14 protein-coding genes are annotated in these 12,096 nt (G+C 72.3%); 8 read left to right on the forward strand and 6 right to left on the reverse strand.

Annotated features, from left to right (window positions below; all coding sequences use genetic code 11):
• On the reverse strand, positions 1-379 hold a 379-nt coding region (locus BH719_RS10195; RefSeq protein WP_009744234.1), incomplete at its 3' end, for a glutamate--tRNA ligase family protein.
• Between the two features lie 116 nt (positions 380-495).
• Here BH719_RS10195 and BH719_RS07575 point away from each other — a divergent pair.
• The 5 genes from BH719_RS07575 to BH719_RS07595 all read left to right on the forward strand — a co-directional run bounded on the left by BH719_RS07575 (position 496) and on the right by BH719_RS07595 (position 4,185).
• Positions 496-936, forward strand: a complete 441-nt coding sequence (locus BH719_RS07575) for a CrcB family protein (protein WP_009744235.1) — start codon at positions 496-498, stop codon at positions 934-936.
• On the forward strand, positions 933-1,319 hold the full coding sequence (locus BH719_RS07580; protein ID WP_245683276.1) for a fluoride efflux transporter FluC: 387 nt from the start codon (positions 933-935) through the stop codon (positions 1,317-1,319). The genes BH719_RS07575 and BH719_RS07580 overlap by 4 nt, the downstream gene beginning before the upstream one ends.
• 171 nt (positions 1,320-1,490) lie before the next feature.
• Entirely contained in the window at positions 1,491-2,510 is a 1,020-nt protein-coding gene (locus tag BH719_RS07585) for a methionine ABC transporter ATP-binding protein (protein WP_009744237.1), read from the forward strand.
• Positions 2,507-3,220, forward strand: a complete 714-nt coding sequence (locus tag BH719_RS07590) for a methionine ABC transporter permease (RefSeq protein WP_009744238.1) — start codon at positions 2,507-2,509, stop codon at positions 3,218-3,220. Before BH719_RS07585 ends, BH719_RS07590 begins: the two co-directional genes overlap by 4 nt.
• A gap of 119 nt (positions 3,221-3,339) precedes the next feature.
• Positions 3,340-4,185 (forward strand): MetQ/NlpA family ABC transporter substrate-binding protein, encoded by an 846-nt coding sequence (locus tag BH719_RS07595; protein WP_009744239.1) that lies wholly within the window; start codon positions 3,340-3,342, stop codon positions 4,183-4,185.
• Between the two features lie 282 nt (positions 4,186-4,467).
• Here BH719_RS07595 and BH719_RS07600 read toward each other — a convergent pair whose 3' ends face one another.
• Positions 4,468-5,022 carry a YagU family protein gene (locus tag BH719_RS07600; RefSeq protein ID WP_009744240.1) on the reverse strand — a complete coding sequence of 185 codons (555 nt, stop codon included), beginning with the start codon at positions 5,020-5,022 and terminating at the stop codon, positions 4,468-4,470.
• 696 nt (positions 5,023-5,718) lie between these two features.
• Positions 5,719-6,357, reverse strand: a complete 639-nt coding sequence (gene upp / locus BH719_RS07605) for a uracil phosphoribosyltransferase (protein WP_009744241.1) — start codon at positions 6,355-6,357, stop codon at positions 5,719-5,721.
• A gap of 65 nt (positions 6,358-6,422) precedes the next feature.
• Between upp and tadA the strand changes: the two genes are divergently transcribed.
• From tadA to BH719_RS07620, 3 genes are read left to right on the forward strand one after another with little or no spacing between them, the layout of a single operon-like run.
• On the forward strand, positions 6,423-7,754 hold the full coding sequence (gene tadA, locus BH719_RS07610) for a tRNA adenosine(34) deaminase TadA (RefSeq protein WP_009744242.1): 1,332 nt from the start codon (positions 6,423-6,425) through the stop codon (positions 7,752-7,754).
• Positions 7,754-8,242 carry a MogA/MoaB family molybdenum cofactor biosynthesis protein gene (locus BH719_RS07615; protein ID WP_009744243.1) on the forward strand — a complete coding sequence of 163 codons (489 nt, stop codon included), beginning with the start codon at positions 7,754-7,756 and terminating at the stop codon, positions 8,240-8,242. The genes tadA and BH719_RS07615 overlap by 1 nt, the downstream gene beginning before the upstream one ends.
• A complete protein-coding gene (locus tag BH719_RS07620; RefSeq protein ID WP_009744244.1) occupies positions 8,239-8,865 on the forward strand; it encodes a DUF4291 domain-containing protein in 627 nt (208 codons plus the stop codon). Before BH719_RS07615 ends, BH719_RS07620 begins: the two co-directional genes overlap by 4 nt.
• 177 nt (positions 8,866-9,042) lie before the next feature.
• Here the strand turns inward: BH719_RS07620 and moaC are convergent, their stop codons facing one another.
• Genes moaC through BH719_RS07635 form a run of 3 tightly spaced genes read right to left on the reverse strand, consistent with a single transcriptional unit; the run spans position 9,043 to position 11,918 of the window.
• Entirely contained in the window at positions 9,043-9,519 is a 477-nt protein-coding gene (gene moaC, locus BH719_RS07625) for a cyclic pyranopterin monophosphate synthase MoaC (protein WP_009744245.1), read from the reverse strand.
• Complete coding sequence (locus BH719_RS07630; protein WP_009744246.1) at positions 9,516-10,853, reverse strand: molybdopterin molybdotransferase MoeA; 1,338 nt, start codon at positions 10,851-10,853, stop codon at positions 9,516-9,518. Before BH719_RS07630 ends, moaC begins: the two co-directional genes overlap by 4 nt.
• Before the next feature lie 24 nt (positions 10,854-10,877).
• Positions 10,878-11,918 (reverse strand): zinc-binding dehydrogenase, encoded by a 1,041-nt coding sequence (locus tag BH719_RS07635; protein ID WP_009744247.1) that lies wholly within the window; start codon positions 11,916-11,918, stop codon positions 10,878-10,880.
• Positions 11,919-12,096 lie beyond the last annotated feature (178 nt).

A 12,096-nucleotide genomic window follows, 5' to 3' on the forward strand; every position in this document is an offset into this window, starting at 1 on the left:
CGCTCAGGCGCGCGCAGGTGCCCGGGTAGTGGCCGGGCGGCACGTGCGGCGCCGACGCGGCCTCGCGGATATCGCGGCGCGAGCAGTAGCACTCGAAGACGAGGCCCCGCGAGGCGAGCTCCTCCAGCGCCGCGCGGTGCGCGTGGGCGCGCTGGGACTGGACGAGGGGCTCGCCGTCCCAATCGACGCCTATGGCCTCCAGGTCGTCCAGCTGGCGCTGCGCCGAGCCCGCGCGCTCCCGGTCGATGTCCTCGATGCGCATCACGAAGCGCCGCCCGCTCAGCCGTGCCGCCGCCCACGCCAGGATCGCGGTGCGCAGGTTCCCCAAGTGGAGATCCCCCGTGGGAGAGGGGGCGAATCGTCCGGCGGGTGTCGTCATGGCGCCAGTGTACGAGGCGGGGGCCGGCGCGCCGCCCGGGCGCCGCGTGTTCCGCACAACGGCGCCGCTGTGCGCGCAACCCCGCGGCAGCGGGCCCGTCGGCCTATCCTGGGCGCATGGACGAGCATCGGATGCCTCCCGAGTGGGCGTGCGTCGCCGCGGGGGGCGCGCTGGGCACGCTGGCGCGGGCGGGACTGGACTCCGCGGCCGCCGCGCGCCCTGTGGGAGGCCTCTTCGCCCCTTGGTCGGTCCTGGTGGCCAACGTGGTCGGGGCTCTCGCGCTGGGGGCGCTCGCGGCGTTCACCGCCGGGCGCTCCGCCGCCTTCCCGGAAAGGGCCCGGGCCCTCGCGCGCCTCAAGCTCTTCGCGGGCACCGGCTTCGCCGGGGCGTTCACCACCTACGGGGGCTACGCGGCGTGGACGGTGTCCTCAGCCGCCCAGTGGAGCGCGCGCGCCCATGGCGCGGCGCTGGCCCTCGCGCAGTCGGCGGGGCTGTTGGCGGTGGGGGCGGTGGCGGCGTGGGCGGGCCACCGCCTCGTGTCGGGGGCGCAGCGGTGAGCCCGGTGATGTGGGCGGCCCTGGCGTGCGCCGGGGCGCTCGGGGCGCTCGCCAGGTGGCGCCTCGACGGCTGGGCCCGTAGTGCGACGGCAAACGCGGCGCCGCTCCTGGGCAAGTGCGGCATCGTCGCGGTCAACGTCGTGGGGTCGGCCGCGGCGGGACTGCTGCTGGCGTGGAGCGCCTCCCCGGCTGCCCACGTGGCCTCGACGGGCTTCCTCGGCGGGTTCACGACGTTCTCGACGGCCCTGGTCGATGCCGTCGACCTGTGGCGCGGCGGCAGGCGCGCCAGTGCCGTGGTCCTCGCCGTGGGCACGTGGGCGGCGTCGGTCGCCGCCGCAGCGGCAGCGGTGTGGGCGGCCTCTCCGGGGGCGCTAGGGGTGTGAGGCCGCCCCGTCACCGCCGCCGTCAAAGGCGTGGGCCTCGCCGGGGGCGCCAGGGGTGTGAGAGCGCTCTCCGCGTGCCCGCACTGTGGAGTTTTGTAACGGAGGATTTGGCCGCCCCCGCGCGCCCCCATATGCTGCCTTCATCAGGGCCAACGATTACGGAGGCAACATATGATCCACCTGACAGGGGTGCGCAAGGTCTACCCCGTCAAAGGCGGCAACACCGTGGTCGCGCTCGACGGCGTCAACCTCCACGTCGCCCGGGGATCCATCCACGGGATCGTCGGGCGCTCCGGCGCTGGCAAATCCACGCTCATCCGCTGCCTGACCGCCCTGGAGAGGCCGACCGAGGGCAGTGTCGTCGTCGACGGCCTCGACTTGGCGACGCTGAGCGGCAAGGCGCTGCGCGACGCCCGGCGCCGCATCGGCATGGTCTTCCAGGCGGCGAACCTCCTGGACGCGCGCACCGCCTCGGACAACATCGGCTACCCCCTCAAGCTCGCGGGCGTCCCCAAGGAGCAGCGGCGCGAGCGCGTCGAGGAACTGCTCGACCTGGTCGGCCTGGCGGGGCGGGGCGGCTCCTACCCCTCCCAGTTGTCGGGCGGGCAGCGCCAGCGCGTCGGGATCGCCCGCGCGCTCGCCGACGACCCCGCGGTGCTGCTCTGCGACGAGCCCACGAGCGCCCTCGACACCGAGTCAACGGCCCAGATCCTCGCGCTGCTCAAACAGGTGCGCGACATCGCGGGCGTCACTGTGGTCGTCATCACTCATGAGATGGCGGTCGTGCGCGAGATCTGCGACTCGGTGACCCTGCTGGACCACGGGGCCGTCGCCCAGACGGGCACGATCGCCGAGGTCGTGTCCGACCCCGCCAGCCCCCTCGCCCGGGAACTGGTCCCCACTCCGGCGGTCGAGCACGTGCCCGCGGGCGCCGACGGCTCCCCGGGCCCCGGGGCATCCGGGACTGTCCTGCTCGACGTGGTCTTCACCTCGCACCCGGGCGTTCCCACGGGGGCCACCGTGCTGCACCTGGCGTCCTCCATGGGCGCGGACGTGACGGCGGGGACTTTCGAGTCCATCGGCGACATCCAAGTGGGCCGCCTGGCGCTCACCGTCCCGTCGTACCACGCGGACTCCATCATCGAGCAACTGCGCAAGAACAGTATCCACGCGGAAGTGAGGGACCGATGAACGCCGTCGCGCACCTGGCCGTGCTCCCCGCGGGCAAGGGCGACCCCACGTGGCTGGACAACCCGGCCCTGACCACTCAGTTCCTCCCCGCGATCTGGGAGACCCTGTTCATGGTGGGGCTGTCCACCCTGTGCTCCGTCATCATCGGCATGGGCATCGGCCTGCTCCTGGTCCAAACGGGCAAGAACGGCCTCACCCCGAACAAGCCCGTCTACCAGGGCGTGTCCGTCGTGGTCAACGTGATCCGCTCACTGCCCTTCATCATCGGCATCATCATGCTGATCCCCCTCACGAAGGCCCTGGTCGGCAAGTCGTCGGGGTCGATGGCCACCGTGGTGCCCCTGATCATCCTCTCCGCGCCCTTCTTCGCGCGCCTGGTGGAGACCAACCTGCTGGCCGTCGACCACGGCAAGATCGAGGCCGCGCAGATGATGGGCGCCTCGAACCGGCAGATCCGATGGGGCGTCCTGGTGCGCGAGGCCCTGCCCTCCCTGGTCCAGTCGATCACGACCCTGGCGATCACGCTCATCGGCTACTCGGCGATGGCGGGCGCCGTGGGCGGCGGCGGCCTGGGGCAGATGGCCATCAGCTACGGGTACAACCGCTGGCAGGACGACGTCATGATCTCCACGGTCCTGGCGATCATCATGATCGTCCAGGTCATCCAGATGATCGGCGACGCCATCAGCCGCCTCGTCGACCACCGCTGAGCACCGGGCCCCGTCCGGGCGGTTCCACGCACTCCGAGGCGCGCGCCTCGTCCCCAATCCCAACACAGTCCGAGGCGCGCGCCTCGTCCCCAATCCCAACACAGAAAGACAGGACAGCCATGCGAACTCTGCGCACCATCCTCGCCACGGGCCTGACGGCCGTCGTGGCCGTCGGCCTCGCCGCCTGCGGAGGATCCAGCCAGAACGGCGGATCGAACGGGTCGGGCTCCGACTCCTCCGGCGCCGTCACCCTCAAGGTGGGTGCCACGCCCGCCCCCCACGCGAAGATCCTCACCTACATCAACGACAACCTGGCCGCCGAGGCGGGCATCAAGCTGGACATCGTCGAGTACACCGACTACAACCAGCCCAACCGCGCCCTCAACGACGGCGAACTCGACGCGAACTTCTACCAGACCGTCCCTTACCTGGAGAACGCCGAGCGCGAGTTCGACTACGACTTCACCGCGGGCGCGGGCATCCACCTGGAGCCCCTCGCCATTTTCTCGAACAAGCACAAGAGCCTTTCCGAGCTGCCCGACGGCGGCACCATCGCCGTCATCTCCGACGCCTCCAACCAGTCGCGCGCCCTGGAACTGCTGGCAAAGCAGGGCCTCGTCCAGCTGCCCGCCGACGGCTCCGACGCCAGCGTCGCCAATGTGACGACTCTGAAGGACTTCACCTTCAAGGAGGTCGAGGGGCCGCAGCTGGTGCGCTCCCTGGACGACTTCGACTTCGCCGTCATCAACGGCAACTTCGCGCAGGAGGGCGGCCTCAACATCGCCGACCAGGCCCTGGTCATCGAGTCCCCCGAGAACAACCCCGCCGTGAACGTCCTCGTGTGGAAGACCGCGAACGACAAGCAGGAGGCCATCGACAAGCTGGAGCAGCTGCTCCACTCCGACAAGGTCAAGCAGTACATCGAGCAGACGTGGACTGACGGATCCGTCATCCCCGCCTTCTGATCGCCGCCGCCCCGGCCCGTTGAGGGCCGCGGGCGCCGTGCTGGTGCGGGGCGCCCCCGCTGGGAATCCCAGCGGGGGCGTTCGCGCGCTCGGCCTTGTTCTCCGGTGGTGGGGCGCCCGAGCTGCGTGGTCGGCGGGCAAGCGGTTGGGCCATGCGGTTGGCGGGCCGGCGCTCGGGCCACGCGGTCGGCAGGCAAGCGGTTGGGCTGTGCGGTCGGCGGGCCGGTGGTTCCTGCGGCGGCCGCCAGGCGGCGCCTCGGGAGGTTCCTGACCGTCAGGCTTTCAAGCGGCGGGCTCGGCCACGGGGACTTCGGCGTCGGGTCCGCGCGTGATGCGGTTGCGCAGGTCGCGGCGGAAGACCTCGATCACCCACATCCAGATGATGTGGCCGAAGAACTCCGAGAAGTGCTCGGCGAAGGGCTGGTTCCACGGGGCCGGGACGATGCCGATGGCGGGCATGAACACGACGTGGAACCCGACGTAAACAAGGATCCCGAAGGCCGCTCCCTGCCACAGTTTGACCTGCGGGAAGCGCTCAGCCAGCACGCAGTAGACGACTGCGAAGCCGATGGAGAAGGCGAAGTGGACCAGGAAGGACATCCACGGCAGGCCCTCGTTCCCGTTGAAAATGTACGAGGCGTGCGTGGTCTGGGGGCTCATCCCGAGCAATTCGAGGAGGGCCTGGGGCGGGTTCGTGGCGTTGCGCTCGGGGGTCCTGGGGGGCAGCGGGACCTCCCATCCGAACTTGATAATGGCGGAGACGAAGCCTCCGAGGACGCCGACCAGTGCTGCGACGCCGTACTTGCGGTGTGTGGGATCTGTTTGAATCAAAGCCATAGGGGAAGCTTCCCCGCACATGTTTCACATTTTTAACATCATTCGATCGGAAGTGTGGAAGATCATAGTGTGGGACTTCGGGCGAGTACTGCTCCCCTCTGCGGCGGTGTGGATAGTCCCGGGCGCCGCGAGTCGTATTGGGGCAGGCTAGCCCGCATTGGGGCAGGCTATTAACCTGCTCCAATGCGCCGTTTCCTACCCCAATGACCCGTTTCCTACCCCAATACCAGACTGTTAACCTGCCCCGATGACCCGTTGCCTGCCCCGATGCGGGTCCGTGCCTGCCCCAATGACCCGTTTCCTACCCCAATACCAGACTGTTAACCTGCCCCGATGACCCGTTGCCTGCCCCGATGCGGGTCCGTGCCTGCCCCAATGACCCGTTGCCTGCCCCAATGCGGACCCGCGCGTTCTGATCATGCGACTTGACTGGCTCCACCACAGATGGGCCGAGAATCCGGCGGGCCTCCGCATCCCCGCGCAGGCTGCGGACGCATCCCCGTCGCAACCGGGGTCAGCCCCGCCCGGTGGATCGGCGACTGACCGCATGTGGGCGTCCGCGCAGCCCTTCCAACCGGGCTCGGCCCCGCCTATGGGGCGGCGCCCAGCTCGTAGCCGCGTCCCCCGCCCCACGGAGCGGCGCGCAGCCCGCCCACCCAGCCCGCCCCAACCGCCGGGGCGGGCCGGACCGCCGCGTCAGTCGACGATGCCGTAAAGGCGGTCGCCCGCGTCCCCCAGGCCCGGGACGATGTAGGACTTGTCGTTGAGGCACTCGTCGACGGCGGCGACCACCACGGTGACATCGGCGCGGTCGCCGACGGCCTTCTCCAGGGTCTCGATGCCCTCGGGGGCCGCCAGGACGCACACGCAGGTCACGTCGCGTGCCCCCCGCTCGAAGAGGTAGTCCGTGGCGGCCACCATCGTGTGCCCAGTGGCGAGCATCGGGTCCAGCACGTAGCACTGGCGGCCCGACAGGTCATCGGGCAGGCGGTTGGCGTAGGTCTCGATCTCCAGGGTGTCGTCATCGCGGCGCATGCCCAGGAACCCGACCTCGGCGGTGGGCAGCAGACGGGTCATGCCCTCGAGCATGCCCAGGCCCGCGCGCAGCACGGGGACGACGATCGGCCGGGGTTCGGAGAGCTTGCGTCCGACGGTGGGCGCGACGGGGGTGTTGATCGCGGTCTCGGTGACCGCCACCTCGCGCGTCGCCTCGTAGGCCAGCAGCGTGACGAGTTCGTCCACCAGCTGCCTGAAAGTGGCGGAAGGGGTCTGGCGGTCGCGCAGAACGGTGAGTTTGTGGGCGATGAGCGGATGGTCGGCAACGTGAATGCGCATGGTTCAAGGCTACCTCATAGCACTTGAAGTTCCCGATAGCGCGTATTGCCGCTACTCTAGGACATGTGACATTGACTGACCGCTACCGTGAGGCCATGGGCAAGGCCCTCTACCTGGCGGACCGCGCCCGTGAAACCGGCGACGTGCCCGTCGGGGCCGTCGTGCTCGACACGCTGGGCAGGGTCGTCGGCAAGGGCTGGAACTGCCGCGAGAAGGACCGCGACCCCGCTGGGCACGCCGAGATCGTCGCCCTGCGCGACGCCGCCCGCACCCTCAAGCGCTGGAACCTGGTCGGTTGCACGCTGGTCGTCTCCCTGGAGCCCTGCACCATGTGCGCGGGGGCGATCGTGTCCGCCCGCGTCGACCGCGTCGTCTTCGGCGCCTGGGACCCCAAGGCCGGGGCCGCGGGCTCCGTGCGCGATGTCCTGCGCGACTCCCGCCTCAACCACCAGGTCGAGGTCGTCGGCGGCGTGCTCGGCCATGAGGCCGCGATGCAACTCCGCTCCTTCTTCGCGGGCAAGCGCCCCGCCGCGCAGATGCCCGTCATGTCGGCCCCCTCGCGCGTGGTCGAACCCGGTCCGGTCGATGAGCCCGTCGTCGAGGCGTCGGCCCCCGAGGAGGTCTCCGACGCCCGCGCCAACGGGGCGCCCTCCGTCCTGCAGGTCCCCGGGGCCCCTCCGGCGCCGCGCCGGGCGGATTCCCGCAGAGGAGACTCGCGCCGCGCTGAGGGCGGCGAGCACCGGCGCGCCGACCAGAGCAGGAGCGGTGCCGCGCACAGGGCCTCCTCGCCCAGCTCCGCCCCTGCCGCCCTGGGGCCCGTCACGCGTTCCGTGCCCGCGATCAGGCCCGTGCGCGTACAGCCCGTGGCCTCCGTGCCCGCTGGCCTGCACACGCCCGCGCAGCCGAAGCCGCTGTCCCTCGGCGACGACCTGCCGCCGAGGCGCGCCAGCGCGTCCGCCTCGTCCGTTCAGGCCCGCGGCGAGGGAAACCGCCCGCGCCCGACCGCCGCTGCCGAACGGCCCGCGCCCAAGGCGTCGGCCACTGGAGCCCCCGGGGCCGGGAAAGCGGAGGGCGTTTCCACGCCTCCCCGTCCGCCGGCTTCCGCGCAGCGGTCCCGAGTGGTCGAGCCCCCGCGCCCGCCCGCGGCTCCCCAGTCGCGCCAGGAGGCGCCCGAGCCGCCGAGCTTCACCCAGCGCGCCGTGCGCTCGCCCCGTCCCACGCGCACCCAGGACCGTCCGCTTCCGCAGGCGTTCCAGCCCGAGCGCCCCCAGCGCCCCCAGCGCATCGAGTACGAACTGTCGAGCCGCCAGTTCTCCGACGCCGATCCCGTGACGGCGGGCATCCGGGTGAGGCGCCCCGTCCGCAAGACCCGCGACGCGTCCAACGCGCGTCACTGATGGGTCTCGCCGCCCGCGTCATCACCGTCTCCGACCGGTGCGCCAGGGGCGAGGCCGAGGACCGCTCCGGCCCCCTTGCCCTCTCCCTGCTTGCCGGGCACGGGATAAGCGCGGACTTGGCGCTGGTGCCCGACGACATCCCCGCGATCCGGGCCGCCATCCGCAGTGCCTGCGAGGCGGGCGCCCGCCTCGTGCTCACGACGGGCGGCACCGGCGTGTCCCCCAGGGACAACACCCCCGAGGCGACCGCGCCCCTGTTGGCCGTTCGCATCGACGGCCTCGCCGACGCGGTGCGCCGCCGCGGGGAGGCTTCCGTCCCCGCCGCGTGCCTGTCCCGGGGCCTGGTCGGCGTCACCGAGCGGGGGCCGGGGGGCGTCCTCGTCGTCAACGCCCCGGGATCGTGCGGTGGCGTGGCCGACGCCGTCGCGGTTGTGGGGCCGCTGGCCGCCCATATCATCGACCAGTTGGACGGGGGCGACCACGGGTGACGGGGACGGCCCATCCGCCACGGGCAGCGCGGTCGGCCCAGCCACTGCGCCAGATCCGCGCTCTCTACGACGCGACGACGATCACCGTCTACCAGGCCTACTCCCCTGCGATCGCGGACGCGGCGCTGAGAGCCGGCGCCTTCGTCCCTCCGTTCAAGGAGGAGCGCATGACGTGGATCAAGCCGTCCTTCCTGTGGATGATGTACAGGAGCGGGTGGGGGACGAAGCCCGGACAGGAGCGCACCCTCGCCGTGCGGATCACCCGCGAAGGATTCGAGGCCGCCCTGGCTGACGCGTGCCTCAGCCATTTCGATCCGGACGTCCACTCCACGCGGCAGGCGTGGTCCGCCGCTGTTGCGGCCTGCCCGAATCGGATCCAATGGGACCCCGAGCGCAACGCCTCAGGGGATCCCCTGGCGCACCGGAGCATCCAGATCGGGATCGGCCCCGCCCGCGTCGGCGCCTATGCGCACGAGTGGGTCGTGGGCATCTCCGATGTCTCCGACCTGGTCGAGGCGCTCCGGCTCGCGCCCGCCCGCCTCGGGGAGCTGGGGCCTCGGGAGCGCCCCTACCCGCTTCCGGCTGGGCTCGCCCAGCGCATCGGCGCCAGCGGGCCGTTTTGATCCGGCGCGCCGTGGGGCCGGGCCGCTAGAATTCGATCGTCTGGAACGAAGCGGGTCCACAGCGGAAGGGCATTCACACCATGGGCGCCATCCTCAAGCACTCGAGCATCCACTCCGCGGCGGTCCTGCTCCACGGCGCGGTAGCGGGCCTGGTGCGGCCGTGGGGCCGCCCCGGCGTCAGTCCGCGGGGCGCACCCACTCGCCGCTGCGCCCGCCGGACTTGCGGGTGATCTTCGCGTCGCGGATGCGCGCGGAGCGGTCGACGCCCTTGACCATGTCGATGACCGCCAGCGCGGCGACTGTCACCGAGGTGAGGGCCTCCATCTCGACGCCCGTGCGGTCGGCGGTGCGCACGGTCGCGGTGATGGCGACGTGGTCCTCCTCCAGGGACAGCCCGACCTCGCACCCGTGGACGCCGATGGTGTGCGCCAGGGGCAGCAGGTCGGGAACGCGTTTGGCCGCTCCGATGCCCGCGATGCGCGCGACGGCCAGGACATCGCCCTTGGGGACGGCGCCCGTGCGCAGCGCCCCCATGACGCGGGGGGACACGTCGACGCGGGCCGAGGCGCTGGCCTCGCGGACCGTCGGCTGTTTGGCGGTGACGTCGACCATGCGCGCGGCGCCCGACTCGTCGAGGTGGGTGAACGCGGTCATCGCGCGCCCCCCGCGGCGGCGTCCCGGTGGGAGCAGTCGATCACGTCCAACTGGTCGCCGGGGCCGACCCGCGTCGTGGCGGGCGGGACCACCCCGATGAAGTCGGCGCCGGGCAGGGAGGCGACCAGGTGCGACCTGGACCCGAGGGCGTGGACGGGCACGACGGGGATCGCTACGGGGGGCACTGGCGGCGCCGCGGAGGGCGCTGACAGCCCTGCGGCCCCCGCCTCGTCCGCGCTGGCCGCGCGCAAAGGGATGAACTGGGTCTTGCCCCGGGGCGAGCGCCAGGACGCCGCAGCGACCGCGGGGGCCGTCCGGGGGGCCGTGATTCCGCGGCGCTTGGGCAGGCGGCGGGCCATGACGGCCAGCGCCCGCGCCACGTACACGTGGAAGGAGACGAAGACCGAGACGGGGTTCCCCGGCAGGCAGATGACGGGCGCCTCGCCGCTGCCGACGCGGGTGCGCCCGACCCCCTGGGGGCCTCCCGGCTGCTGGGCGACGCGGTGGAAGCCCGCGTCGGCGCCCAGCGCCCGGCGCACCACCTCGTGGGCGCCCTGGGAGATGCCGCCCGCGGTGATGACCAGGTCGGCCTGGGGCGCGCGGTCGAGGGCGTCGCGCAGTTGTCCGGGCGAGTCCCCGGTGCGCAGGTGGGCGGCCACGGCCCCTCCGGCTTCCTCGACGAGGCCGCGCAGTAGGAAGCCGTTGGAGTCCGGGATCTGCCCGTGGGCGAGGCCGTCGCCGGCGGCGGCGAGTTCCGCTCCGGTGGTGACGATGAGGACGCGGGGGCGCGGGTGGACGCGCAGGGCGCCGTGCCCGACCGAGGCGGCGGCCGCCAGCTCCTGGCCGCGCAGCACCGCTCCCGCCCGCACGACGAGGTCCCCGGGCTCGACCGCTTCGCCCTGGTGGCGCACGTCAGCGCCCCTTTCGGGGAGCCGCGAGATCGTGACCGCACCGGGCGCCTCCGCGACGCCGGGGGAGTGGTCGGTGGCCTCGACCCGCACGACGGTGTCGGCGCCGTCGGGCATCGGCGCGCCCGTCATGATCCGCCACGCCGCCCCGGGGCGGCACTCGCGGGGGACGGCGTCCCCGGCGGGGATGTCCCCCAGGACGGGCAGTGCCACGGGCGCCGCGAGCCCGGCGATGTCGTCGAAGCGCAGGGCGAAGCCGTCCATGGCCGAGTTCGTGAAGGGCGGCACGGGGACCGCCGCCCGCACGTCCTCGGCCAGGACCGCCCCCGCGCACGACTCCAGCGGCGCCTCCACGGCGGGCAGCGGCTGGGCGAGCGCCTCGACGAGGTCGCGGTGCTCCGGGATGGTCAGTTCGGGATCGCGCATGGGGACATTCTACGAGCGGCGGCCTCAGACGGTGAGCAGGACCTTCGTGGCGGAGCGCTGGTCCATGGCGGCGTAGCCCTCGGCGGCGTCGGCCAGGGGCAGGACCTTGTCGAAGACCTTCCCGGGGAAGATCTCTCCCTTGTAGATGAGGTCGATCATCTGGGGCAGGTACTCGCGCACGGGGGCGGGCCCGCCGAAGATGTGGACCTCGGCGCCGAACATCTGCCCCATGTCCAGGGAAACGCCGTGGGGGACACCCACGAAGCCCAGGTGGCCGCCGGGGCGGACGCACCCGAGCGCCTGCTGGAACGCGGTCTCGTTGCCGACGGCCTCGACGGCGCCGTGGGCGCCGTACCCGCCCGTCATCTCGCGGACGCGGGCCACTCCCGCCTCGCCGCGCTCCTCGACGATGTCGGTGGCGCCGAACTCGCGGGCCAGGGCCTGGCGCTGCGGGTGGCGGGACATGGCGATGATGCGCTCCGCACCCAGTTGCTTCGCGCCGATGATCGCACCCAGGCCGACGGCGCCGTCCCCGATGACCACGATGGTCGTACCGGGGCCCGCGCCCGCCGAGTCGGCCGCGAACCAGCCGGTGCCCAGCACGTCGGACGCGGCGAGCAGGTGGGGGATGAGTTCGGGCGAGGGCGGGGCCGGGGTCTTGACCAGGGTGCCGTCCGCGAAGGGGACGCGCGCGAACTCGGCCTGCGTCCCGTTGGAACGGGCGCCGATGAAGGGGTCGCCCGCGGCGGCGGCGACAGGGCAGCGGGAGGGGTATCCCGCCCGGCAGATCTCGCACTCCCCGCAGGAGATGCAGAAGGATCCGACCACGAAGTCGCCGGGCGCGACCTTCTTGACGGCGGGGCCGGTTTCGACGACCTCGCCGATGTACTCGTGGCCCATGTACTGGTGGTCGACCGGCTGGGCGCCCCGGAACGGCCACAGGTCGGAGCCGCAGATGCAGGTGGCGGCGAGTTCGATGACCGCGTCCGTCGGGTCCAGGACCTTGGGGGCGTCGATGTCCTCGATGACGATCCGCCCGGGGGCTTCCATGACTACAGCACGCATGTCTCCTCCTCAGTGTCGCGTGCTTCGACGGTACGCCCCGGAGCGCGCCGAGTCGACACGACGGGGCCACCGCTGCGCCCCGCCCGGAGGAACGTCCCTGAGCGCGCCGAGGCAGCGGCTGGGGCTGTGTCGGGTTTGGTTGCGTGTGGGGCGGGTGCGGGTTGTGGTGTTGTTGCGG

Source organism: Pauljensenia hongkongensis (assembly GCF_001746855.1).
Classification (GTDB): Bacteria; Actinomycetota; Actinomycetes; order Actinomycetales; family Actinomycetaceae; genus Pauljensenia; species Pauljensenia hongkongensis.

Bases quoted from the DNA above. Each gene is read 5' to 3' on its own strand.
- BH719_RS07575 (WP_009744235.1), top strand. From the start codon at position 496: ATGGACGAGCATCGGATGCCTCCCGAGTGGGCGTGCGTCGCCGCGGGG.
- BH719_RS07585 (WP_009744237.1), top strand. From the start codon at position 1,491: ATGATCCACCTGACAGGGGTGCGCAAGGTCTACCCCGTCAAAGGCGGC.
- BH719_RS07590 (WP_009744238.1), top strand. From the start codon at position 2,507: ATGAACGCCGTCGCGCACCTGGCCGTGCTCCCCGCGGGCAAGGGCGAC.
- BH719_RS07595 (WP_009744239.1), top strand. From the start codon at position 3,340: ATGCGAACTCTGCGCACCATCCTCGCCACGGGCCTGACGGCCGTCGTG.
- BH719_RS07600 (WP_009744240.1), bottom strand. From the start codon at position 5,022: ATGGCTTTGATTCAAACAGATCCCACACACCGCAAGTACGGCGTCGCA.
- upp (WP_009744241.1), bottom strand. From the start codon at position 6,357: ATGCGCATTCACGTTGCCGACCATCCGCTCATCGCCCACAAACTCACC.
- BH719_RS07615 (WP_009744243.1), top strand. From the start codon at position 7,754: ATGGGTCTCGCCGCCCGCGTCATCACCGTCTCCGACCGGTGCGCCAGG.
- moaC (WP_009744245.1), bottom strand. From the start codon at position 9,519: ATGACCGCGTTCACCCACCTCGACGAGTCGGGCGCCGCGCGCATGGTC.
- BH719_RS07630 (WP_009744246.1), bottom strand. From the start codon at position 10,853: ATGCGCGATCCCGAACTGACCATCCCGGAGCACCGCGACCTCGTCGAG.
- BH719_RS07635 (WP_009744247.1), bottom strand. From the start codon at position 11,918: ATGCGTGCTGTAGTCATGGAAGCCCCCGGGCGGATCGTCATCGAGGAC.